25 protein-coding genes are annotated in these 23,929 nt (G+C 61.9%); 16 read left to right on the forward strand and 9 right to left on the reverse strand.

Going from position 1 to position 23,929, the window contains the following annotated elements; all coding sequences use genetic code 11:
- Positions 1–657: 657 nt before the first annotated feature.
- The 9 genes from JQ629_RS11865 to gntR all read right to left on the reverse strand — a co-directional run bounded on the left by JQ629_RS11865 (position 658) and on the right by gntR (position 8,735).
- The gene (locus JQ629_RS11865) at positions 658–1,878 is read right to left on the reverse strand and encodes an ABC transporter substrate-binding protein (RefSeq protein WP_212412828.1); all 1,221 of its coding nucleotides are present in this window, start codon (positions 1,876–1,878) and stop codon (positions 658–660) included.
- Between the two features lie 345 nt (positions 1,879–2,223).
- Positions 2,224–2,427: a hypothetical protein gene (locus JQ629_RS11870; protein WP_212270317.1), complete on the reverse strand. Its 204-nt coding sequence runs from the start codon at positions 2,425–2,427 to the stop codon at positions 2,224–2,226.
- A gap of 25 nt (positions 2,428–2,452) precedes the next feature.
- Positions 2,453–2,884: a hypothetical protein gene (locus JQ629_RS11875; RefSeq protein ID WP_249135001.1), complete on the reverse strand. Its 432-nt coding sequence runs from the start codon at positions 2,882–2,884 to the stop codon at positions 2,453–2,455.
- A 45-nt stretch (positions 2,885–2,929) separates the two neighbouring features.
- On the reverse strand, positions 2,930–3,610 hold the full coding sequence (locus JQ629_RS11880) for a site-2 protease family protein (protein WP_212034184.1): 681 nt from the start codon (positions 3,608–3,610) through the stop codon (positions 2,930–2,932).
- Between the two features lie 52 nt (positions 3,611–3,662).
- The gene (locus JQ629_RS11885; RefSeq protein ID WP_212412829.1) at positions 3,663–4,061 is read right to left on the reverse strand and encodes a GFA family protein; all 399 of its coding nucleotides are present in this window, start codon (positions 4,059–4,061) and stop codon (positions 3,663–3,665) included.
- A 1-nt stretch (position 4,062) separates the two neighbouring features.
- Entirely contained in the window at positions 4,063–4,809 is a 747-nt protein-coding gene (locus tag JQ629_RS11890) for an SDR family NAD(P)-dependent oxidoreductase (protein WP_212412830.1), read from the reverse strand.
- A gap of 26 nt (positions 4,810–4,835) precedes the next feature.
- Positions 4,836–5,567 carry an SDR family oxidoreductase gene (locus JQ629_RS11895; RefSeq protein ID WP_212412831.1) on the reverse strand — a complete coding sequence of 244 codons (732 nt, stop codon included), beginning with the start codon at positions 5,565–5,567 and terminating at the stop codon, positions 4,836–4,838.
- A 120-nt stretch (positions 5,568–5,687) separates the two neighbouring features.
- The gene (locus JQ629_RS11900) at positions 5,688–7,508 is read right to left on the reverse strand and encodes an IlvD/Edd family dehydratase (protein ID WP_212412832.1); all 1,821 of its coding nucleotides are present in this window, start codon (positions 7,506–7,508) and stop codon (positions 5,688–5,690) included.
- A 195-nt stretch (positions 7,509–7,703) separates the two neighbouring features.
- A complete protein-coding gene (gene gntR / locus JQ629_RS11905) occupies positions 7,704–8,735 on the reverse strand; it encodes an HTH-type transcriptional regulator GntR (protein ID WP_212270311.1) in 1,032 nt (343 codons plus the stop codon).
- Between the two features lie 198 nt (positions 8,736–8,933).
- Between gntR and JQ629_RS11910 the strand changes: the two genes are divergently transcribed.
- The 16 genes from JQ629_RS11910 (at position 8,934) to JQ629_RS11985 (ending at position 23,929) form a co-directional block, all read left to right on the forward strand.
- Positions 8,934–10,001, forward strand: coding sequence for an ABC transporter ATP-binding protein (locus JQ629_RS11910; protein WP_212412833.1), 1,068 nt, complete (start codon positions 8,934–8,936; stop codon positions 9,999–10,001).
- A gap of 39 nt (positions 10,002–10,040) precedes the next feature.
- Positions 10,041–11,360, forward strand: coding sequence for an ABC transporter substrate-binding protein (locus JQ629_RS11915; protein ID WP_212412834.1), 1,320 nt, complete (start codon positions 10,041–10,043; stop codon positions 11,358–11,360).
- 104 nt (positions 11,361–11,464) lie between these two features.
- Positions 11,465–12,424: a carbohydrate ABC transporter permease gene (locus tag JQ629_RS11920; protein WP_212270309.1), complete on the forward strand. Its 960-nt coding sequence runs from the start codon at positions 11,465–11,467 to the stop codon at positions 12,422–12,424.
- On the forward strand, positions 12,417–13,352 hold the full coding sequence (locus tag JQ629_RS11925; RefSeq protein WP_212270308.1) for a carbohydrate ABC transporter permease: 936 nt from the start codon (positions 12,417–12,419) through the stop codon (positions 13,350–13,352). The genes JQ629_RS11920 and JQ629_RS11925 overlap by 8 nt, the downstream gene beginning before the upstream one ends.
- A gap of 205 nt (positions 13,353–13,557) precedes the next feature.
- Positions 13,558–14,541 carry a D-erythronate dehydrogenase gene (gene denD / locus JQ629_RS11930; RefSeq protein ID WP_212412835.1) on the forward strand — a complete coding sequence of 328 codons (984 nt, stop codon included), beginning with the start codon at positions 13,558–13,560 and terminating at the stop codon, positions 14,539–14,541.
- A 33-nt stretch (positions 14,542–14,574) separates the two neighbouring features.
- Complete coding sequence (locus JQ629_RS11935; RefSeq protein WP_212412836.1) at positions 14,575–15,477, forward strand: sugar kinase; 903 nt, start codon at positions 14,575–14,577, stop codon at positions 15,475–15,477.
- A gap of 45 nt (positions 15,478–15,522) precedes the next feature.
- On the forward strand, positions 15,523–16,173 hold the full coding sequence (gene eda / locus JQ629_RS11940) for a bifunctional 4-hydroxy-2-oxoglutarate aldolase/2-dehydro-3-deoxy-phosphogluconate aldolase (protein ID WP_349631257.1): 651 nt from the start codon (positions 15,523–15,525) through the stop codon (positions 16,171–16,173).
- A gap of 55 nt (positions 16,174–16,228) precedes the next feature.
- Positions 16,229–17,398 carry an acetyl-CoA acetyltransferase gene (locus tag JQ629_RS11945; RefSeq protein WP_212412838.1) on the forward strand — a complete coding sequence of 390 codons (1,170 nt, stop codon included), beginning with the start codon at positions 16,229–16,231 and terminating at the stop codon, positions 17,396–17,398.
- A gap of 246 nt (positions 17,399–17,644) precedes the next feature.
- Positions 17,645–18,847, forward strand: coding sequence for a CaiB/BaiF CoA transferase family protein (locus tag JQ629_RS11950; RefSeq protein WP_212412839.1), 1,203 nt, complete (start codon positions 17,645–17,647; stop codon positions 18,845–18,847).
- An 11-nt stretch (positions 18,848–18,858) separates the two neighbouring features.
- Entirely contained in the window at positions 18,859–20,025 is a 1,167-nt protein-coding gene (locus tag JQ629_RS11955; RefSeq protein ID WP_192739714.1) for an acyl-CoA dehydrogenase family protein, read from the forward strand.
- Positions 20,026–20,170: 145 nt separating this feature from the next.
- Positions 20,171–21,307 (forward strand): thiolase family protein, encoded by a 1,137-nt coding sequence (locus JQ629_RS11960; RefSeq protein WP_212412840.1) that lies wholly within the window; start codon positions 20,171–20,173, stop codon positions 21,305–21,307.
- Positions 21,304–21,654, forward strand: coding sequence for a Zn-ribbon domain-containing OB-fold protein (locus JQ629_RS11965; RefSeq protein WP_212412841.1), 351 nt, complete (start codon positions 21,304–21,306; stop codon positions 21,652–21,654). The genes JQ629_RS11960 and JQ629_RS11965 overlap by 4 nt, the downstream gene beginning before the upstream one ends.
- Before the next feature lie 265 nt (positions 21,655–21,919).
- Positions 21,920–22,153, forward strand: coding sequence for a hypothetical protein (locus JQ629_RS11970; RefSeq protein WP_212412842.1), 234 nt, complete (start codon positions 21,920–21,922; stop codon positions 22,151–22,153).
- A gap of 3 nt (positions 22,154–22,156) precedes the next feature.
- Positions 22,157–22,684 carry a carboxymuconolactone decarboxylase family protein gene (locus JQ629_RS11975; RefSeq protein ID WP_212412843.1) on the forward strand — a complete coding sequence of 176 codons (528 nt, stop codon included), beginning with the start codon at positions 22,157–22,159 and terminating at the stop codon, positions 22,682–22,684.
- Positions 22,685–23,149 carry a YybH family protein gene (locus tag JQ629_RS11980; RefSeq protein WP_212412844.1) on the forward strand — a complete coding sequence of 155 codons (465 nt, stop codon included), beginning with the start codon at positions 22,685–22,687 and terminating at the stop codon, positions 23,147–23,149.
- Positions 23,150–23,209: 60 nt separating this feature from the next.
- The gene (locus JQ629_RS11985) at positions 23,210–23,929 is read left to right on the forward strand and encodes a class I SAM-dependent methyltransferase (protein WP_212412845.1); all 720 of its coding nucleotides are present in this window, start codon (positions 23,210–23,212) and stop codon (positions 23,927–23,929) included.

Consider the following 23,929-nt stretch of genomic DNA (forward strand, 5'->3'; position numbering starts at 1 on the left):
CGGGTTGCGGTGGACGCTGGTTTACGCTGAGACGATGGCGTGGACTAAGCGTACGGCAAAACCGTGTGGTCCTGGCGCCCGTTGCAGGCGTCAAGCCGTCGGCTAGGCGCAAGCTGAACCGGCGGTGACGGAGTCAACCAAGAACTCGTCTCCGGGGAGATCACGGCATAAGCCGTAAAGCCATTGCGCAGGGAAGGCCGGGTGTTCTCCGCTGCCCTGTATGCTCGTGTGCAATCTATTTAGTGCAAACCGCACACGGGACCGCGGGTGCAGCGCGCACCCGGTCTTCCCTGCGCCCTCTGTTTTCGAGGGCAAGGAAATTTCTGGCAAAGCTCGGGCGCAATGCGTCGCGAGAATGCGAAGGCGCGTTTTGGATGATTGTGCAACCACAAACACCGCCGTCGTCCCGGCGAACGCCGGGACCCATACGCCGCGGCCCATCGGTAAGAGCGGTGGCGTTAGAGACCTTCTGCAAACAATGACTGCCGCGGCGTATGGGTCCCGGCGTTCGCCGGGACGACGAATAGGGAAAATTGAATCCAGTACATCTCGCGACAGACCTGTTTTACGCCGTCGCGCGGGAAGGGGCCAACCGATCGCCCAACAAAATGCCGGCGATTTCTCGCCGGCATTTTGCACTTGGGACGATCCGCCGGATCAGGTCTTCTTCAACAACGGGCAGACGCTCTTGTCGAGCGGAATGAAGGCTTCCTCGGCCGGGATGGTGGCGACGAGGTTGTAGTAGTCCCACGGATATTTCGAATCCGCCGGCTTCTTCACCTCGAACAGATAGGCCGGATGGATCTTGCGGCCGTCGGCACGGACCGTACCCTTGCCGAACAGGTCGTCGTCGCTCGGCATTTCCTTCATCTTGGCGACCACCGCGCGGCCGTCATGCGGGTTGCCGCCGAGGGCTTCCAGCGCCTTGAAGTAATGGATCAGCGAGGAATAGACGCCGGCCTGCACCATGGTGGGCGGGCCTTTCTTGTACTTTTCGTTGAAGCGCTTGGTGAAGGCCCGGGTCTTGTCGTTGGCGTCCCAATAGAACGTCTCGGTGAAGTTCAGGCCCTGCGCGACCTTCAGCCCGAGCGCGTGAACGTCGGTGATGAACATCAGCATGCCCGCGAGCTTCTGCCCGCCGGAGACGATGCCGAACTCCGCCGCCTGCTTGATCGAGTTGGTGGTGTCGCCGCCGGCATTGGCAAGGCCGATGATCTTCGCCTTCGAGCTCTGCGCCTGCAGCAGGAAAGAGGAGAAGTCGGCATTGTTGAGCGGATGCTTGACGCCGCCGAGCACCTTGCCGCCGTTGGCGGTGACGACCGCCGCCGTATCGCGTTCGAGCGCGTGACCGAAGGCGTAGTCCGCCGTCAGGAAGAACCAGCTGTCGCCGCCGGACTTGACCAGCGCCTTGCCGGTGCCGTTGGCCAGCATCCAGGTGTCGTAGACCCAGTGAATCGTGTTCGGCGAGCATTGCGCGCCGGTCAGATCCGACGACGCCGAACCGGAGTTCAAATTGACGACGTTCTTGTCCTTGGCAAGGTTGGAGATCGCAAGGCCGACGCCGGAGCTGGCGAGATCGACGAACACGTCGACCTTCTCGACGTCGATCCACTGCTTGCCGATGTTGACGCCGACATCAGGCTTGTTCTGGTGATCCGCCGAGATCAGTTCGATCTTCCAGCCTTTCGCCAGCAAACCGGAATCGTCGATCGCCATCTGCGCGGCGACGCTGGAGCCGGGGCCGCCGATGTCGGCGTACAGGCCGGATTGATCTCCGAGGCTTCCGACCTTGACGACCTTGTCGAGCGTTTGCGCAAACGCTCCCCCTGCAAATACCAGGCTCGTGGTCATCACCAAAGCTGCAATGGATCGCTTCATTTCCCCTCCAAGGAATCGTTCAAGGATATTTTTGCAAGGATATTTTGAATGTTTTGCAAAACTCGCCGAGCCATTATGCCCGGCATCGTGTTCGCCGCCTAGCTGTTGCGATGGATCGTTCGTGAAGGGAATATTCCATGTCGCGGTGAATTCGGCGCACGCGCCGGCGCTGCATGCCACTGAAACGCGAAAATGTCGCGAAGACGTATCGCGTCGATCAGCGCCAGATTCAAAATCATCCCGCCCTGGAATAGAAAGCCGTAGCCCGGAGGCATCGTACGGCAGCGAAGGTCACCGTCATCCCGGCAATCACGCGTTACGCCTGCAACGTATGCGGCGCCACGGTCAGCTCTCTTTCCCCCATGCCGCATTCTGCCCGATTGGCGTCAGGTACGGAGCGTCTCCGCGCATTGCGACGAGGCCAAGCTCGATCAGCTTCGCCAAATGATCCTTGTTGAACGATCGCCTTCCGGCAATGTCCCGCAACGTCCATCTGAGATCGACCGCGTCGATCCCGAACTGTGCAAGCGGATCTGCGTCGTTGCTCATTTCGCTTTCTTGCGCGAGGGTCGGGCTATCGCCAGTAATAGCGGATGCCGACATAGACGACGACAAGGCACGCAAAGATCAGCGCCACCGGAAGCCGCGGTTTTGCCTGTGGTCCTGATGCGGCGACCTTTGGCTTGGCAGGCGGCCGGCGAAAGGCGGTGACGTTGCCGGTGTCGGCCGGGGCATCGGCGGAGCGTGCGGGGATTTCCGGTGCGGTTCCGGCGCCGCCCATCTCCGCATAATAGCTCTTGTACATGAGCTGGATGGTAGCCTCGGAAGCATCCGCATCCGTCATTTTCTCGAGCAGCTGCTTGTAGCTGACGAGAAAACCTTGCGCCTCGGCGGGCAGGGCGGAAGCGCCGTTAAGCTTGGCGAGCATTCTCCAGGTGGCAAAATCCGCCCTCGCGCGGGTGTCGGCGCGTCGTGCGATCAACATATCGGCGGCTTTGATCACCATGGCTCCAAGCCAACTCCTCCTTGTCCGGCGTTCTCTATCTCAGGTTTATGCGTTGCCCGTGATAAAGAGAAGCGCACGGATCACATAGCCGGTCAGTGTCCGCAGTATTGCCGAAATAACATCAAGATTTAGGCCGAGCTGGCTGCCCAGGATCGGCAGCAGGATCAGCAGGCCGATCAGGATCAGCATGCCATAGGGTTCCAGCCGCGACAGCGGGTAAGCCAGCACCCGCGGCAGCAGCCCCACCGCGACCCTCCCGCCATCCAGCGGCGGGATCGGCAGCATGTTGAAGATCGCCAGCACGATGTTGATCAGGAACGCATTTTTGAGGTTGTCCGCGGTCCATTGCGCCGCATTCGCGGGCACCAGGGGCATGATATGGAAGGCAAGGGCTACCAACACGGCCAGGACGATGTTGGTGGCCGGGCCCGCCAGCGCCACCCAGACCATGTCGAGCCGGGGATGGTTCAAATTGCGGAAATTCACCGGCACGGGCTTGGCGTAGCCGAACAGGAACGGCGAATGCGAAAGCAGCAGCAATCCGGGGAGAATGACGGTCCCGAACGGGTCGATATGCTTGAAGGGGTTGAGGCTGACCCGGCCGAGTTGCCAGGCCGTGTTGTCGCCGAGGCGATAGGCGGCAAAGGCGTGGGCGGCCTCATGCAGGGTGATGGCGAGCAGGACCGGCAGTACCCAGACCGATATGGCGTACAATGAGATGTTCAATCGATCGGCCCCGATTCACGCGCTGTGCTGGGCTCAGCCTAGCACGTCGGCGTCACTGGGGAACCGTCTCCTGGTATTGCGGCAGGCCGTCGTCGAGCCGTACCCAATCGATCTTTTCCGAGACCCAGATGTGCTCGGTCGGCGCAAAGGCGTTGCGGTCGTCGAAGGCGGCAAGCGCGACGCCAACCACCGTGCCGTTGGTCCGCCGGGAAAACAGCCGGGTGCCGCAGGCCCTGCAGAACATCCGGTCGAGTGCGTCCGAGGATAAATAACCCGCAGTGTCGCCCTCGACCGTCAGCGCGCGCTGGTCGAACAGCGCGCGGGCAAAGAACGGCGATCCCATCGACTTCTGGCAGTTGCGGCAGTGGCAGATCCGGATATTGACCGGCTCGCCGTCGGTCTTGAACCGGACTGCGCCGCACAGGCATCCGCCTTCCCGGATCGTGCCCATATCAATACGTCGCGCGTCCGCCGGAGATGTCGAACACCGCGCCGGTCGAGAAGGCGCAGTCTTCCGATGCCAGCCAGGCCACCATGGCGGCGAGTTCTTCCACCAGCACGAAGCGGGCCTTCGGGATTTTCGACAGCATGAAGTCGATATGCTGCTGCGTGAGCTGGTCGAAGATCGCGGTCTTGGCGGCGGCCGGCGTCACGGCGTTGACCAGGATGTCGTGCGCCGCCAGTTCCTTGCCGAGCGATTTCGTCAGCGCGATCAGGCCGGCCTTGGACGCCGAATAATGCGCGGCGTTGGGATTGCCTTCCTTGCCGGCAATCGAGGCGATGTTGATGATGCGGCCGTATTTGTTGGCGAGCATCGCCGGCACCACGGCCTTGCAGCAGATGAAGGGGCCGTCGAGATTGATGCGCATCACCTTGCGCCATTCGTCGAGGTCGGTTTCCCACACCGTCTTGTTGATACCGGCGATGCCGGCATTGTTGACCAGGATGTCGATCTTGCCGAACGCCTTCAGCGTCGCATCGCGGGAGTTCTCGACGGCGGCGAGGTCGGAGACGTCGACCTTGAACGCGCTGACATTCTCGCCGATCTCCTTCGCGGTTTTTTCCGCAAACGGCAGGTCATGGTCCCAGATCGCCACCTTGGCGCCGGACGCCACAAAGCGTTCGGCGATCGCGCGCCCAAAACCCTGCGCGCCACCGGTAACGATCGCGCAGCGGCCGTTCAGATCGATCTTGTTCATGCTGGAATCCCTTGATCGCGTGGCCGTTAGAGCATGTAGCCGCCATCGACGACGAGGTCGACGCCGGTGGTGAATGCGCTTTCGTCGCTCCCAAGATAGATCGCCATGGCCGCGATTTCCTCTGCGGTACCGAGGCGGCCCATCTTCTGGCGGGCAACGAACTTCTCGCGTCCATCCGGGCCAGCGGCGGCCGCGCGATCGAGCATCGAAGGCGTCTCCACGGTGCCGGGGCAGATGCTGTTGCAACGGATGCCCTGATTGATGAAGTCGAGCGCTACCGCGCGCGTGAGCAGCGAAACCGCCGCCTTGGACGCACTATAGACATACCGGTTGGCCGGTGGCCGGAGCGCCGCGCAGGACGAGATGTTGACGATGCTGCCGCCGCCGCCTGCCATCATGGCTGGCAAAAACGCCTTGATGGTCCGGTGCATGGATTTGACGTTGAGGTCGAACGAGAAATCCCAGTCTTCTTCGGAACACTCCATGATGGTTCCGTGGTGCACGAAGCCCGCGGCATTGAGCAGGATGTCGATCTTTCCAACGCGCCTGGCGAAGGCGTCGACGTCGGCGGTGCTGCGAACGTCGAGCCGAGCCGTCTCGGCGACGCCTTCCTTGCCCAGGGTGGCGATGCCGCTTTCATTGATGTCGGTGGCCATGACAGTTGCGCCTTCGCGCGCGAATGCGATTGCGCAGGCGCGGCCAATGCCGGCCGCCGCGGCGGTGACGACAGCGCGCTTTCCCTTCAATCGATCAGACATTTTTGGTTTCCTTCTTGTTCCTTTCGTCATTGCGAGGAGCGAAGCGACGAAGCAATCCATCCAACCGCGTATGTCGCACTATGGATTGCTTCGCTGCGCTCGCAATGACGGGGTTATTGCCTAATGATTATCCCGCGCCACACCGACCGTGCCTGCGATGTCCTGATAGCGCGTGGCGAGTTCCATGCAGGCGCCGGTGGCCTGCTGGCCGACGGTCGAGCGATAGAGTTCCTGCCACGGCGTCTGGTGCGCCGGGTATTTGAAGCCGCCGCCCGCCTTGAGGTCGGCGTGACGCTGCTTCAGTTCCGCATCCGAAATGAGGATGTTCGCCGAGCCCTTGTTGAGGTCGATGCGGACCTTGTCGCCGGTCTTCAAGATCGCGAGTCCGCCGCTGGCGGCGGCTTCCGGCGAGGCATTAAGAATCGACGGCGAGCCCGAGGTGCCGGATTGCCGGCCGTCGCCGATGCAGGGCAGGGCCAGGATGCCGCGTTTGATCAGCGCCGCCGGCGGCTGCATGTTCACGACTTCGGCGCCGCCGGGATAACCGATCGGGCCGGCGCCGCGGATGAACAGCACGCAGTGCTCGTCGATATTGAGCGAGGGATCATCGATCCGCTCGTGATAGTCCTCCGGGCCCTCGAACACGATGGCGCGGCCCTCGAACGCGTTCAGGTCCTTGGCGTTGCTGAGATAGCGGTCACGGAATTCCTTGGAGATCACGCTGGTCTTCATGATCGCGGAATCGAACAGATTGCCGCGCAACACCAGGAAGCCGGCCTCCTTGACCAGCGGCTTGTCGTAGTTCCAGATCACGTCGCCATCGGGTTTTGTCGCTGTGCTGCAATTCTCGCCCATGGTGCGGCCGTTGACCGTTTTGACGGCTTCATGGATTTTCTTGTGCGCCATCAATTCGCGAACCACCGTCGGCACGCCGCCAGCGCGGTGAAATTCCTCGCCGAGATAGAAGCCGGCCGGCTGCAGGTTCACCAGCATCGGGATTTCGTGGCCGTGTTTCTGCCAGTCATCGATCGAGAGCTCGACGCCGATGTGGCGCGCCAGCGCGTTGATGTGGATCGGCGCGTTGGTCGAGCCGCCGATCGCCGAGTTTACCACGATGCAGTTCTCGAACGCCTCACGGGTCAGGATGTCGGACGGCTTGAGGTCCTCCCAGACCATCTCGACGATCCGCTTTCCGGTTTCGTAGGCGATCTGGCCGCGCTCGCGGTAGGGAGCGGGAATCGCCGCGCAGCCCGGCAGCGACATGCCGAGCGCCTCGGCCAGCGAGTTCATCGTCGAGGCCGTGCCCATGGTGTTGCAATGGCCGACCGACGGCGCGGAGGAGGACACGATCTCGATGAATTCGTTGTAGTCGATCTCGCCGGCGGCAAGCCGTTCGCGTTGCTTCCAGACGATGGTGCCGGATCCGGTGCGCTCACCGTTGAACCAGCCGTTCAGCATCGGGCCGCCCGAGAGCACGATAGCGGGCAGATTGACGGTCGCTGCCGCCATCAGGCAGGCCGGGGTGGTCTTGTCGCAGCCGGTGGTCAGCACCACGCCATCGAGCGGGTAGCCGAACAGGATTTCGACCAACCCGAGATAGGCGAGGTTGCGGTCGAGCGCCGCGGTCGGGCGCTTGCCGGTTTCCTGGATCGGATGCACCGGGAATTCCATCGCAATCCCGCCGGCCATACGGATGCCCTCGCGCACCCGGTGCGCCAGTTCGAGATGGTGGCGGTTGCACGGCGACAGATCATTACCGGTCTGCGCGATGCCGATGATCGGCTTGCCGGACTGCAATTCTTCCCGGGTCAGGCCGTAATTGAGATAGCGCTCCAGATAGAGCGCGGTCATCCCCGGATTGTGCGGGTTGTTAAACCACTCAAGGGAGCGAAGCTTCCGTCCCTTGCCATTGCTGGCACCATTATTGTCATTTTTTTTCATTGGTTCCTCCCGCACTGCAAACTGCTTAGGGCGGCTCAAATCACGGCAGCGGTTTCCACCATGCTCAAAATTTCATCCGCTGCAAACGCGGCCGCGCATCCAATTCCTGACTCTCTTTTTCGATCCTAGTTCGCGCCAAAAGACAGCGCTACCATTTTCTGTGCAACCCTGCATGAGCCGTGTGACACAAGGCTTTCAAGCCGTCTGCGGCGTCGAACTTTCGCGGATCATGAGTTGAAAACCAAGGTCGAGGACCGGTTCCCGCGGCCGGCGGCCCTCGATCGCGTCGATCACCATGGTGATGGCGTGACGGCCCATCTCGTAGCGATTGGTCCGCACGCTGGTGAGCGAGGGGACGGCGGAGGCCATGAATTCCAGATCGTTGAAGCCGACAATCGCCATCTCGCCGGGAACCGATATCTGGCGGCGCTGGCATTCGAACAGCACGCCGAGCGCAAGGTCGTCATTGACGCAGAACACCGCGTCGATATCAGGCGTCTTCGCAATGAGATCGGCGAACAGCGTACCGCCAAGCGTCACGGTGGTCGGCACCGTCGTCGTGACGACGAGGTTTGGATCGAACAGCGAGGCCGCCTTCATGGCGTCGCGATAGCCGTCGAACCGCCGCTGGACGCGGGGATCCATCCGCGCGCCGAGGAAGCCGATGCGCCGGCGCCCTTGCTCGAGAATATGCGAAATAGCCGCAAAACCGGCGTCGTAATGCGAAAAGCCGATCATCATGTCGACCGGGCTGTCCCCGATCTCCATGATCTGCGCGACCGGGCAATCCATGGTCTCCAGGATGACGCGGGATTCCGCGGTCTGGTTGATGCCGGTCACGATCAATCCGGCCGGCTTCTGCGCCCGGAACAGCCGCAGCATCTTCTCTTCCTGCAGGATGCTGTAGCGCGTATTGGTCAACTGGATGCTGTAGCGGCTCTGCTCGGTCGAATCGTAAATGCCACGCAAGACGTCGGCGAACACGCTGTTGGTCAAAGACGGAATCACGACGCCGATGACTTCGGTGCGATGCGAGGCCAGCGCGCGCGCCGCCAAATTGGGCACATAGCCCAGTTCCTTCACCGCGCTGTCGACGCGTTCGCGTTTGGCGAGCGACAGCGCATCCGGGTTTCTGAAGAAGCGGGATGCGGTGATTGGCGACACGCCAGCCAGCTTGGCGACCTCGGTGAGGCGGATTTTGCCAGACTTCGTCGGTTTTCGTGCCATTCCGCGCTCTTACCATAAGAAACCAGACAAATGAACAATTATTGACAGCGCTACCATCGCATTGCTAAAAACCGCCAAACTGCGGATGATAATGCTTGGCTGAATTCGGCTGGATGGCATTAGAGTCGAACAAGACAGCGTGGCGCCGGCCTCCGTCCGATGGCGTCAGAAAACAGAAAATGAGGGGAGAGAAGTCCGATGTCGTCGGTACAGATTCGCGACGTGCGAAAGTCGTTCGGTAATTTTGAGGTTTTGCACGGCGTTTCGATTCCGATCGAGGACGGCGAGTTCGTCGTGCTCGTCGGCCCCTCCGGTTGCGGCAAGTCGACCTTGCTGCGGATGCTCGCGGGCCTGGAAAACATCACCTCAGGCACGATTTCGATCGGCGACAAGGTGGTCAACAATGTCCAGCCGAAAGAGCGCGACATTGCGATGGTGTTCCAGAATTATGCGCTCTATCCGCATATGACGGTCGCCGACAATATGGGCTTCTCGCTCAAGCTGCGCGGCGCCAAGCCTGAGGAAATATCTGCCGGCGTCAAGCGCGCCGCGGAAATTCTGGCGCTGACCCCACTGCTCGAGCGTTATCCCCGGCAGTTGTCCGGCGGACAGCGTCAACGCGTCGCGATGGGCCGCGCCATCGTGCGCGATCCGCAAGTGTTCCTGTTCGACGAGCCGCTGTCCAACCTCGACGCCAAGCTGCGGGTTGCGATGCGCACTGAAATCAAGGAACTGCACCAGCGCCTGCGCACCACGACGGTCTACGTCACCCACGACCAGATCGAAGCCATGACCATGGCCGACAAGATCGTGGTGATGCATGACGGCATTGTCGAACAGATGGGCACGCCGCTCGAACTCTACGATACGCCGGCCAATCAGTTCGTTGCGGGCTTTATCGGTTCGCCGGCGATGAACTTCCTCAAGGGCAAGGTGAAGTCGAACGGCAGCGCCGGTTTCGAAGGCCCGAACGGTGTCAAGCTGCCGCTGATGTCGGCACCGGCCAACTCCGAAGGCAAGCCGGCGGTCTACGGCGTCCGGCCCGAGCATTTCACCATCGCCGACGACGGCGCCGAAGCCGAGATCGTGGTGGTCGAACCGACCGGCTCGGAAACCCAGGTCTTCGCCAAGCTCGGCGGCGAACAGGTCGTCGCCGTGTTCCGCGAGCGACATCAATTCAATCCGGGCGACAAGATCCGGCTGAAGCCGGATCCGGCGCTCGTCCATCTGTTTGACGAAACCACGGGAAAGCGACTGAACGCCTAAAAACATAATCAAAATCAAATTCACAGGGGAGGATCTACGATGCACGATTTTACTCGCCGCTCGCTGCTTCAAGGCGGCACTGCGCTGGCCGCGGCTGGCGCGCTGACCGGGCCTGCACTGCTGGATTTCGCCAAGGCCTGGGCGCAAGCCTCGCCTTGGAAGGCGGAGCCGGGCGCCAAGCTGACGGTGATGCGCTGGAAGCGTTTCGTGCCGGCGGAAGACGACGCGTTCAACGCCATGGTCGCCGCCTTCAAAGCCGCGACCGGCACCGAGATGAACGTGTTCAGCGAGTCCTTCGAGGACGTGCAGCCGAAGGCGTCCGTAGCTGCGAACACCGGCTCCGGGCTGGATGTCGTCTGGGGCCTGCATACGCTGCCGCAACTGTTCCCGACCCAGGTGATGCCACTGAACGACGTCGCCGACTATCTCGGCAAGAAATACGGCGGGTGGACCGAAGCGGCGGCTGTTACCTGTAAGCAGGGTGACAACTGGCTGGGTATCCCGGTCGCCACCATTGGCGGCTACATGACTTACCGAAAGTCTGCCGTGGACAAAGCGGGCTTCAGCGAGTTTCCCAAGGACTTCCCCGGCTTCCTTGAACTGTGCAAGGCGCTCAAGAAAAACAATACCCCGGCGGGCTTCGCGCTCGGCCATGCGACCGGCGACGCCAACGGCTGGCTGCACTGGATCCTTTGGGGTCACGGCGCCTATACCGTCGACAAGAACGACAAGGTGATCATCAACTCACCGGAGACGGTGAAGGCGCTGGAATACACCAAGGCGCTTTCGGACACCTTCATTCCTGGCGCAGCGTCGTGGAACGATGGTTCCAATAACAAGGCGTACCTGTCGGGCGAACTTTATGTCACCGCCAACGGCATCTCGATCTATGTCGCGGCCAAGGATGACCCGACCAAGAAAGAACTCACCGAGGACACCTATCACGCGCTGTATCCGGTCGGTCCAATCGGTAAGCCTACTGAATTGCAGCTGTGCGTCCCGATCCTGGCGTTCAAGTTCACGAAGTATCCGAACGCCGCCAAGGCCTTCATCGCCTTCATGCTGGAGAAGGAAAACTACGACAAGTGGCTGACCGGCGCGCGCGGTTATCTGACCCACACGCTGAACGCCTACGACAACTCGCCGGTGTGGACGGCAGACCCGAAGAACGCGGTGTTTGGTCAGGCCAGCAAGCGCGCGCTTCCCGCTTCCGGAATCGGCACGCCCGGCGAGAAGGCCGCGACCGCGATCGCCGACTTCCTGGTGGTCGATATGTTCGCGAACTACTGCACCGGCCGTGAGACCGCCCCCGGTGCGATTGCGATCGCCGAACGGCAGCTGAAGCGCATCTATCGCTGATGACAACAACTACGGGCGGCACGCAATGCCGCCCGTAGTTGCCGGATGCTTCGCTATCGAGGACGAGACGGCACCACGGCCGTTACACTTGCGGGATTTTGCCAATGGCTGACATCGCCCTCCAACCCCGGACTGCCAGACGGCCGATTCGCGAGGCGTCGAGGTGGGACCTGATCAAGGCCAACCGCAACTATCTCGGCTTCTGGTTCATGCTGCCCGCAATGGTGTTCCTGGTTCTCTTCCTGGCGTATCCGCTGGGGTTGGGAATCTGGATTTCGTTCACCGACGCGCGCATCGGCAGGCCCGGCGCGTTCGTCGGGCTGGAAAACTATGAATGGCTGTGGGGCGACTCGATCTTCTGGCTGTCGGTATTCAACACGCTGCTCTACACATCCGTCGCCAGTGTCATCAAGTTCGCGATCGGCCTTTATCTCGCGCTGCTGCTGAACGAGAACATGCCGTTCAAGGCGATGCTGCGAGCCCTGGTGCTGATCCCCTTCATCGTGCCGACGGTGCTGTCGGCACTGGCGTTCTGGTGGATCTTCGATTCGCAGTTCTCGATCATTTCCTGGTCGCTGAAGCAGATGGGATTGATCACCGACAATATCAATTTCCTCGGCGATGTGACCTGGGCGCGGATCTGCGTGATCTTCGCCAACATCTGGCGCGGCGTTCCCTTCGTTGCGATCACGCTGCTGGCCGGCCTGCAGACGGTGTCGCCGTCGCTTTACGAAGCCGCGACGCTCGATGGTGCGACCAGCTGGCAGCGGTTCCGGTTCATCACCTATCCGCTGCTGACGCCGATCATTGCCGTCGTAATGACCTTCTCGGTGCTGTTCACGTTCACCGATTTCCAGTTGATCTGGGCGATGACGCGCGGCGGTCCGGTCAATGCCACGCACTTGATGGCGACGCTGTCCTATCAGCGGGCGATCATCGGCGGCGTTCTCGGTGAGGGAGCCGCGATCTCGAATGCGATGATTCCGTTCCTGCTGGCGGCGATCATGGTCTCCTGGTTCGGACTGCAGCGCCGCAAGTGGCAGCAAGGTGAAAACAATGACTGATCTGCCCACACAGAGGCTCGACCTCAAAGGGGTGTTGTCGGGATCGGCGCGAACCGCGGCTGCCGACGATCACACCGTCGGCATGAGCTATCTGGAGTCGCTGCCGCGGCGCCTGGTGACGCTTTATCTGCCGCTCGGGATCATCGTCGTTGTGCTGTTGTTCCCGTTCTACTGGATGGCGCTCACCGCCATCAAGCCGGACGAGCAGTTGCTCGACCTCAACACCTATAATCCGTTCTGGACCTGGAATCCGACGTTCAAACACATCCACAAGCTGCTGTTCGGAAGCTACTATCCGCTTTGGCTGTGGAACACGATGTACGTGGCGGTCTGCTCGACCGTGCTGTCGATCTTCGCCAGCGTGCTGGCGGCCTACGCCATCGTGCGGCTGCGCTATCGCGGCGCGCAATGGGTTGGCGGGCTGATCTTCCTGTCCTATCTGGTGCCGCCCTCGATCCTGTTCATTCCGCTCGCCACCGTGGTGTTCCAGTATGGGCTGTTCGACACGCCGTTCGCGCTGATCCTGACCTATCCGACCATCCTGATCCCGTTCTCGACCTGGCTGTTGATGGGCTATTTCAAGACCATCCCGTTCGAGCTGGAAGAGTGTGCGCTGATCGACGGCGCCAGCCGGTGGCAGATCCTGACCAAGATCGTGCTGCCGCTGGCGATCCCGGGATTGATCTCGGCCTTCATCTTCTGCTTCACGCTGTGCTGGAACGAGTTCATCTACGCGCTCACGTTCCTGACTTCGGTGCAGAACAAGACGGTGCCGGTCGCGATCGTCAACGAATTCGTCGATGGCGACGTCTATCGCTGGGGATCGCTGATGGCGGGGGCGCTGGCGGGTTCGCTGCCGCTGGTTATCCTTTACGCCTTCTTCGTCGAGCATTATGTGTCGGCCATGACGGGAGCCGTGAAAGAGTGAGCGCGCGGGCCCGAAGCAAGAAATAACAAAAGCCATCGCTGTCGTCCCTGCCTAGGGCGCAATTGCGCTCCGGAGCAGGGACCCATAACCACCGGCAGCAATTGTTGAAACGAAGTCGTCAACCATTTCGTCTCAGTCACATCGGCCGCGGCGTATGGGTCCCGGCTCGAGGCCGGGACGACCAAAAATGAAAAAGGAGTAGGTCTTGCACATTCTTATTCTGGGTGCCGCCGGCATGGTCGGCCGCAAGCTGACCGAGCAGCTGCTGCGCGACGGCCGCCTCGGCAAGCAAGACATCACCCGCATGACGCTGCAGGACGTGGTGGCGCCCACCAAGCCGGCCAGCTCGATCCTGGTCAACGTCGTTGCCTCCGATTTTGCCGATGCCGACGCCGCCGCGCCGCTGATCGCCGAACGGCCTGACGTGATCTTCCATCTCGCCGCCATCGTGTCTGGCGAGGCGGAGGCCGAATTCGACAAGGGCTATCGCATCAATCTCGACGGCACCCGCTACCTGATCGACGCAATCCGCGCTGTCGGCGGCGGCTACAAGCCGCGGCTGGTATTCACGTCCTCGATCGCCGTGTTCGGCGCGCCGTTCCCCGAAAAGATCGGCGACGAGTTCTTCCATACGCCATTGACGAGCTACGGCACCCAGAAGTCGATCTGCGAACTCCTGATCAACGACTACACCCGCAAGGGCCTGCTCGACGGCATCAGCATCCGCCTGCCGACGATCTGCGTGCGGCCGGGCAAGCCGAACAAGGCGGCGTCCGGGTTCTTCTCCAACATCATCCGCGAGCCGTTGGCGGGCGAGGAGGCGGTGCTGCCGGTGTCCGAAGACGTGCGGCACTGGCACGCCTCGCCTAAATCGGCGGTCGGCTTTCTCATGCACGCCGGCACCATGGACCTCAACGCGATGGGCGCGCGGCGCAATCTCAGCATGCCCGGGATGTCGGTGACCGTCGGCGAACAGATCGCCGCGCTTGATCGCGTCGCCGGCAAGAACGTCACCGCGCGCATCAAGCGGGTGCCGGATCCGACCATCATCAGCATCGTCAGCGGCTGGCCGCGCGATTTCGTCACCGACCGCGCGCTCAAGCTCGGCTTCACCACGGCCGAGAAGACTTTTGATGACATTATCCGGATTCACATCGCGGATGAGCTCGGCGGCAAGTTCGCCAGCTAGCGTGCGGTTACGCGATCCCGTACAGATGCGGTCATGACCAGGGTAGCCTGTATCGGCGAATGCATGATCGAGCTGAAGCAGGCCGAGCACGGCCTGTTTTCGCGCGGCTATGGCGGCGACACGCTCAATACCGCCGTCTATCTGGCTCGGCTTGGCGCCGGCGTCGATTACATCACGGCGCTTGGCGACGATACGCTGAGCGATGAAATGATCGCGGGCTGGGGGGCCGAGGGCGTTGGTACGGCACGGGTGTCCCGGCTGCCGGGCAAATTGCCGGGCCTCTACATGATCCAGACCGACGACAAAGGCGAACGCCGTTTCTTTCACTGGCGCGAGAGCGCCGCCGCGCGCAGCCTGATGGATTTGCCCGAGACGGCGGATATCCTGGATTCGCTGGCGGGTTACGACATCGTTTATCTCTCGGCGATCACGCTGTCGCTTTACAATGACGTTGGTCGCGGGCGGTTGTTCTCGGGGATCAAGCGCGCGCGGGAAAGCGGCGCGCGTTTTGCCTTTGATACCAACTTCCGCGCCCGCGGCTGGCCGGATCTGGAGATAGCCCGCACCGTTTATCAGGATGCCTTCAATCTCGCCGATATCGTATTGGCCTCGACCGAGGATTTGCTGCCGCTCTATCCCAAAGCTAGCAACGAAGACCTGCTGGCGCGCATTTCGGGCGGGGAGGTCGTGCTAAAACTTTCCGAACCCGCGAGCATCCTCCGTCTCGACGGCGCGTTGCATCGGACCCGGGCCGAGCCGCTGACGAAACCCGTCATCGATACCACTGCGGCGGGCGACAGTTTTGCAGCCGCCTACATTGCCGCACGGCTTGCGGGTGCCGGGCCAGTTGAGGCCGCGCGGGCCGGGCACCGCCTGGCCGGCGTTGTGGTATGTCACCCCGGTGCGATTATTCCGCGCACGGCGATGCCGGCCTGATATCGTTGGCACACCAGTAACCTCTCGCAAGGCGTCCCTATGAGCGTGAATGTAACAGCAAGGCAGGAAAAGCTCGCGGCTTTGGTGAAGTCCGCCACCGTCATACCGGTGCTGACCATCGAGCGGGTGGAAGACGCGGTGCCGCTGGCCAGGGCGCTGGTTGCGGGGGGCGTGCGCGTGCTGGAAGTGACGCTGCGCACGCCGGTGGCGATCGAGGCCGCCAAGGCCATGATCGCTGAGGTGCCGGATGCCATTGTCGGGATCGGCACCATCCTGAACGGCGATGATCTCAAGCGAACCGAGGCGCTCGGCGCCAAATTCGGCATTAGCCCCGGAGCGACGCCCGAACTGTTGAAGGCTGCGGCCGCCAGCGACCTGCCGTTTGCGCCGGGTATCGCGACCGCGTCCGAACTGATGCAGGCGCTGGCGCACGGGTTCGACCTCGTCAAATTCTTCCCAGCGGAACAGTCCGGCGGTATCAAGGCACTGCGCGCGCTCGCCGGTCCGTTTCCGAACATCAGGGTTTGCCCGACCGGCGGCATTGGTGAAGCCAATGCGGCGACCTGGCTGGCCGAGCCGAATGTGCTGGCGGTCGGCGGTTCCTGGCTCTGCCCGGCGGCGGATATACGGTCCGGCAACTGGGCCGGCATTTCAGCCATGTGCGCGCGGGCGATGAAAACGCTGAAACCGGCGTGAAGTATTTTTTCCGATAGGGTACAAAACCGTCCGAACCGGAACAGGGAGAACGACCATGACAGCCAGCATCGTGGGATGGGCGCACACGCCATTCGGCAAGTTCGACGCGGAGACCGTTGAAAGCCTGGTGGTGAAGGTAGCGACCGACGCAATGGCCGATGCCGGCATTTCCGCTGAAGACGTCGATGAAATCGTGCTCGGCCATTTCAACGCCGGCTTCTCGCCGCAGGATTTTACCGCCTCGCTGGTGCTGCAGGCCGACCCGAAGCTGCGTTTCAAGCCGACCACGCGGGTCGAGAACGCCTGCGCCACCGGTTCGGCCGCAGTGCATCAGGGCATCCGCGCGATTGCCGCGGGTGCGGCCAAGATCGTGCTGGTGGTCGGCGTCGAGCAGATGACGCGCACACCGGGCCCGGAGATCGGCAAGTACCTGCTGAAGGCGTCCTATCTGCCGGAGGACGGCGAGACCGTCGGCGGTTTTGCCGGGGTGTTCGGCAAGATCGCGCAGAGCTATTTCCAGAAATATGGCGACCAGTCCGACGCGCTCGCAATGATCGCGGCGAAGAACCACAAGAACGGCGTCGCCAATCCCTACGCGCAGATGCGCAAGGACTTTGGCTATGAGTTCTGCCGTGCCGAGAGTGAGAAGAACCCGTTCGTCGCAGGGCCCCTGAAGCGCACCGATTGCTCGCTGGTGTCGGATGGCGCGGCCGCACTGGTGCTGACGGATTCGGAGACCGCCAAGACCATGGGCAAGGCGGTGAATTTCCGCGCCACCGCGCACGCGCAGGATTTTCTGCCGATGTCCAAGCGCGACATCCTGCAGTTCGAAGGTTGCACGGTCGCCTGGCAGCGCGCGCTGCAGCAGGCCGGCGTTAGCCTTTCCGATTTGTCGTTCGTCGAAACCCATGACTGCTTCACCGTCGCTGAGCTGATCGAATATGAAGCGATGGGCCTGACGCCGCGCGGGCAGGGCGCCCGTGCCATCAAGGAAGGCTGGACGCAAAAGGACGGCAAGCTGCCGGTCAATCCGTCCGGCGGTTTGAAGGCGAAGGGCCATCCGATCGGCGCCACTGGCGTCTCCATGCATGTGATGAGCGCGATGCAACTGGTCGGCCAGGCGCCCGAGGGCATGCAGCTGAAGAATCCAAAACTCGCGGGCATCTTCAACATGGGTGGCGCCGCGGTGGCGAACTACGTTTCAGTGTTGGAGCCGGCGAAGTAAGACGGTAAATTCCGTGTCATCCCGGCGCAGGCCGGGACCCATAACCACCGTCGTTCGTTGTTTTGCCGAGCCGTAGGCTCCGTCCTCCGATTGCAACTTCACGGCGTATGGGTCCCGGCCTGCGCCGGGACGACGTGGAAGTATTGAGCTTCGCCACGCATACGCCCATACCCCTGACGCCCTTGCTCTTCGTTTCACCCTGCCGTTACTAGATGGGGAATAACCACATCCGGGAGCGAATTGGGCATGGGACCGCTAAAAGGCATCAAGGTCGTCGACATGACGTCCGTGCTGATGGGGCCCTTTGCCACCCAGACGCTCGGCGACTACGGCGCCGACATCATAAAGGTGGAATCGCATGATGGCGACGTCACGCGGCAGATCGGGCCGACGCGGCATCCAGGCATGGGGCCGGTGTTCCTCAACACCAACCGCAACAAGCGCAGCATCTGCCTTGACCTGAAGAAGCCGGCCGGGCGCGACGCCGTGCTGCGGCTGATCGCGAAAGCCGACGTGCTGGTCTACAATGTGCGCCCGCAGGCGATGGCGCGGCTGCAGCTCGGCTACGACGTGGTCTCGAAGATCAACCCGCGCCTGATCTATGCCGGCGTGTTCGGTTTCGGCCAGGATGGGCCTTATGCCGCCAAACCCGCTTATGACGATCTGATCCAGGGCGCCACCGCGCTGCCGGCGCTGATGGCGCAGACCGGCGATGGCGTGCCGCGTTATGTTCCCAATGCCCTGGTCGACCGCATCGTCGGGCTCACCGCGGTCGGCGCGATCTGCGCCAGTCTTGTGGATCGCGACCGCACGGGCCGTGGCCAGCGCGTCGACATCCCCATGTTCGAGACCATGGCGAGCTTTGTGATGGGCGACCACATGGGCGGGCTCACCTATGAGCCGCCGCTCGACAAGGGCGGCTACGCCCGGCATCTGTCGCCGGATCGGCGGCCCTACAAGACCTCCGACGGCTACATCTGCGTGATCGTCTACAACGACAAGCAGTGGGAGAATTTCTTCCATGCCACCGGCCGCGACGATTTGCGCAGCAATCCGAAGTTCGCAACCTTTGCCGGCCGCGCCACCAATATCGACACCGTCTATGCCGAACTGGCGCGCATCCTTGAGACCAAGAGCACGGCCGAGTGGACCGCCATCCTCGAGAAGGCCGACGTGCCTGTCATGCCGATGCATGACCTCGAAAGCCTGCTGCAGGACCCGCACATAACAGCGACTGATTTCGCTCCCGTGATCGATCCTCCGACCGAGGGACGGATTCGCAACATGCGGTCGTCGGCGCGGTGGTCGGAAACGCCGGTGGAGATGACGCGGCTGGCGCCGCGCCTGAGCGAGCACAGCGCCGAGATCTTGCAGGAAGCGGGCTTCTCGGTCGACGAGATTGCCGCCCTGGTTCGCGACGGCGTCACCAAGACCGTATCAAACACCTAAGGACCGAGACCATGGATTTCGCGCTGTCGGCCAACCAGGAATCGATCCGCGACGCGATCGGGAAAATCTGTTCGCGCTTTGACGACGCCTATTGGCTGAAGAAGGACAAGGAAGGCGGCTATCCCGCCGATTTCCACCGCGCGCTGGCCGATGCCGGCTGGCTTGGCATCTGCATTCCCGAGGAGTATGGCGGCTCGGGGCTCGGCATCACCGATGCCGCGATCATGATGCGCACGATTTCGGAGTCCGGCGCCGGCATGTCGGGCGCGTCGGCGGTGCACATGAACGTGTTCGGCCTCAATCCGGTGGTCGTGTTCGGCACCAAGGAGCAATGCACGCGCATGTTGCCGCCGATCATCGACGGCCGCGACAAATCCTGCTTTGCGGTGACCGAACCCAATACCGGGCTCAACACCACGCAGCTCAAGACCCGCGCGGTGCGCAAGGGCGACAAATACATCGTCAACGGTCAGAAGGTCTGGATTTCGACGGCCCAGGTTGCCAACAAGATCCTGCTGCTGGCGCGTACCACGCCGCTGGAAGAGGTGAAGACGCCGACGCAGGGCTTGAGCCTGTTCTATACGGATTTCGACAAGCAGCGCGTCGCCGTGCACGAGATCGAGAAGATGGGCCGCAAGCCTGTCGATTCCAACGAATTGTTCTTCGAGAACTTTGAAATTCCGGTCGAGGATCGCCTCGGCGAGGAAGGCCGCGGTTTCGAGTATATCCTGCACGGCATGAATCCCGAGCGCATCCTGATCGCAGCCGAAGCCGTCGGGCTCGGCCAGGTCGCGCTGTCGCGGGCGTCGGCCTATGCCAAGAACCGCATCGTGTTCAACCGTCCGATCGGCATGAACCAGGGCATTCAGCATCCGCTCGCGAAAAACTGGATGGAGCTGGAAGCCGCTTGGCTGATGGTGCTTTCTGCCGGCTGGCAATATGACCAGGGCATGCCGTGCGGCCCGGCGGCCAATGCCGCGAAATATCTCGCGGCCGAAGCGGGCTTTCATGCCTGCGAACAGGCCGTCATGACCCATGGCGGCTTTGGTTACGCCAAGGAATATCACGTCGAGCGTTACTTGCGGGAATCCCTGATCCCGCGCATCGCCCCGATCAGCCCGCAGCTTATTCTCAGCTTTATCGCCGAGAAGGTGCTGGGGTTACCGAAGTCGTATTGAGGATGGCCCTACGATTACCCCACGTCGTCATTCCGGGATGCGCCGTAAGGCGCAGGCCCGGAATCCATTGGGCTGCTTGCGACGGCGGCGAAATGGATTTCGGGCTCGCGCTTCGCGCGCCCCGGAATGACAATGGGGGACGACCATGAGCTTCATCACCGGTGTCGGACTGACGTCCTACGGCAAGCACGAAGGCTCGTCCTCGCTCGATCTCATGAGCAAGGCAGCCGAGATGGCGATTGCCGATGCCGGGCTGAAGCGCTCGGAAATTGACGGCATCCTCTGCGGCTACAGCACGGTTTCGCCGCACATCATGCTGGCGACGGTGTTTGCCGAGCATTTCGGCATCCGGCCGTCCTATGCCCACGCCGTGCAGGTCGGCGGCGCGACCGGCCTCGCGATGACCATGCTGGCGCATCATCTGGTCGATGCGGGAATCGCAAAACATGTGCTTGTTGTCGGCGGTGAAAACCGCCTCACCGGGCAGAGCCGTGACGCCTCGATCCAGGCGCTGGCGCAGGTCGGCCACCCCGACTACGAGGTGACGCTGGGGCCGACGATCCCGGCCTATTACGGCCTCGTTGCGTCGCGCTACATGCACGAATATGGCGTCACCCAGCAAGACCTGGCCGAATTCGCGGTGCTGATGCGTGCCCACGCACTGACCCATCCCGGCGCCCAGTTCCATGAGGCGATTACGGTCGCCGACGTGATGGCGTCAAAGCCGGTGGCGATGCCGCTTAAGCTGCTCGACTGCTGCCCGGTGTCCGATGGTGGAGCGGCATTTGTGATCAGCCGCGAAGCGACCGGCGCGACTGGTATCCGCGTGCGTGGTGCCGCACAGGCACATACCCATCAGCATGTCACCGCGGCACCAGCCTTGAGCGAGCTCGGCGCCGAGATTTCGATCGCGAAAGCCAAAGCCGCATCCGGCCTTGCGATCTCCGACGTGCGCTATGCTGCCGTCTACGACAGTTTCACCATCACGCTGGCGATGCTGCTGGAGGACCTCGGCCTTGCCAAACGCGGCGAGGCGGCCGCAAAAGTGCGGGCAGGGTGCTTCGGCCGCGACGGCGAGATGCCGCTCAACACCCATGGCGGTCTTCTGAGTTACGGTCATTGCGGCGTCGGCGGCGCGATGGCGCATCTGGTCGAAACCCATCTGCAGATGACCGGGCGCGCTGAAAATCGCCAGGTGCGCGATGCCTCGATCGCGCTATTGCACGGCGACGGCGGCGTGCTGTCGTCGCATGTCAGCATGTTCCTGGAGCGGGTGCGATGAACGCGGATTGGACCAAGGGCGGCGAAGGCATCGTCTACCAATCCTGCGCCACTTGCGGGAAGGTGCAATATTTCCGTCGCAGCTTTTGCGCGGCCTGTGGCGCGCCGGATCCGGCGGAGAAATCCGCAAGTGGAGCAGGGACGGTCTACGCGACCTCGCTGGTATGCCGCGCCGCAACGCCGGAGACCCGCGCGCATGTTCCCTATAATATTCTGCTGGTCGATACGCCGGAAGGGTTTCGCATGATGGCCCATGGCGACCACGATCTGGCCATTGGCGATCAGGTCAGCGCGACCTATCAGCCATTTGCCGGGCGGCTGGTTCCATATTTCGCAAAAGCGAAGTAGCGCATCGCGTTATCGAGCGAAGCCAAATCAAAATGCAAAGCTCCGAAGCAATCCAGAGTGACGCGGAACGGATGTTTTCTGGATTGCTTCGTGACGCCTTTACTCACAAGCCGCGGTTTCACCGCGCGTAGAAGATGACGCTGGCGATGACGAGCATTGCCGTCACCGCCAGCATTTGCGCAAGCGCCTCCGAGGCCGCCCTCTTGGTGGCTTCCTTCATGCTTTCTCCCTAGACTTGGGCATAGCTCATCGCTGCACGACAAGCGTGCAGGACGGCCGTTTATTTTTACTCGGAACACCCCGCGACGATCATTCGCTTCGATTGAGTCCCCACTCAGCGAACATCGACCGTACCAAGTTTGAACAGCAATGCGGCGGCATTTTGGCTCAGGCGCAGCCGGATTTTGCGCGCGTGGTGGCGATTTCCGAGCATAGTCTGGTTGATCCGCAGGGAGCCGCAAGGCATGATCCGCCTGCAAAATCAAAGAAAACAAGGTGAGAAATGGCCCGCATCGAATACAGCGATCCCGCTAAACACAACGATCGTACCCGCGAAATTCTCGGCAAGAACCGTAATGCCAATATTTTCAGAATGATGGCGCATTCGCCGAGCTATTTCGAGCAATATTGCCGGCTGGGCGGTGCGATCAGGCACAAGGGTGAGCTCGATCCGGTGGTGCGCGAACTTGCCATCACCCGCACCGGCATTCTGTGTGAGGCGCCTTACGAAATCGTCGCGCACAAGCGTATCGGCAAGAACGTCGGCGTCAGCGACGAGCAGAACGAAGCGCTGGAAGACTGGCAGTCGGCCACATGCTTCAACGAGGTGCAGCGCGCCGCGCTCGCCTTCACCGATGAAATCGTCAAGCTGCACAAGCCGACCGACGCGACCTTCAACGCCATTGCGTCGAAACTGACGCCGGCCGCGCTGATCGAGCTGCAGCTTTCGGTTGGCTTCTACATCATGACGTCGAAGTTTCTGGAAACCTTTGCCATCGACCTGCAGCCGGCGACCGAAGTGATTCCATAGGTGGGCGAGAGCATGAGTGAAGAGGAACTCGATGCCTCGGTACGCGTGGCCATCGCCCGGCTACATCAGGCGATGGCCAGAGTTGCCAATGGTGATGTGTCCGCGATCAAGGCGCTTTATTCGCACACCTCGGAAGCGACCAGCTTCTACGGCTGGGGCGGCTACGAGAAGGGATGGGAAGCGGTGTCTCGGCGGTGGGACTGGGCCGGTGCGAGGTTCAAGGGCGGAACCGTCCGTCACGAGAATATCTCCAAGGTCGTCACTCCTGCGATGTTTTACGTGACCGATATCGAGACCTTCGAAAACCAACGCGTCGCCGACGTCGAAGGCATCACCGGCTGGTCCAATCGGGTTACGCATATCTTTTGCCGCGAGGCCGGCGAATGGCGCCTCGTTCACCGCCACGGCAACCGGCTGGAATCGCAGCACGAGCCATCCACCAAACTTGGCGAAGTTGGCCGCTGAGGCGATGGTTTGCCGTCGGCTTCCATTCAATAACGACTGTGTTCGGATGCGGGTGCCCTCATGAGCAACGGATGGGAGCTTTCAGCGCAAGCCTGGATCGACTCCATGGGCGAGCGCGGAGATTGGGGCCGCGAGCACGTGCTCGATCCGGTCATGCTCAGCCGCGTGGCGGCAGGCCGGTTCGGTCGTGCGCTGGATGTGGGCTGCGGCGAGGGCCGCTTCTGCAGGATGCTGAAGGCCGCCGGCATCGCAGCGACCGGGATCGATCCGACCCGTCAATTGCTCGAGGTAGCAAGGCAGCGCGATCCATCCGGCGACTACCGGTCCGGCAATGCCGAGCAGCTTGAATTCGAGGCGGCAAGCTTCGATCTCGTTGTCAGCTACCTCACGCTGATCGATATCGTCGATTTCAGAACGGCGATCAACGAGATGGCCAGGGTTCTGAAACCCGGCGGCTCGCTGCTGATCGCAAATCTCACCGGCTTCACATCGGCCGCTGCCGATCGGGGGTGGGTGAAAGATGCGGAAGGACGCCATCTTCACTTTCCCGTCGATCGTTACCTCGAAGAGTTTCCATTCTGGTTCGAATGGGCGGGAATACGCATCCATAATTGGCACCGGCCGCTCGCCGCCTACATGGCGGCCTTCCTTGAAAGCGGCCTGCAGCTGACGTTTTTCGCGGAACCCGGACCTGTATCCGGCGATGCCGCCCATCAGGAGCGTTTTCGACGGGTGCCCTGGTTCGTCGTGATGGAATGGCGGCGGCCGACCGTGGGATGA

Source organism: Bradyrhizobium sp. AUGA SZCCT0222 (assembly GCF_018130205.1).
In the GTDB taxonomy this organism is placed as follows: Bacteria; Pseudomonadota; Alphaproteobacteria; order Rhizobiales; family Xanthobacteraceae; genus Bradyrhizobium.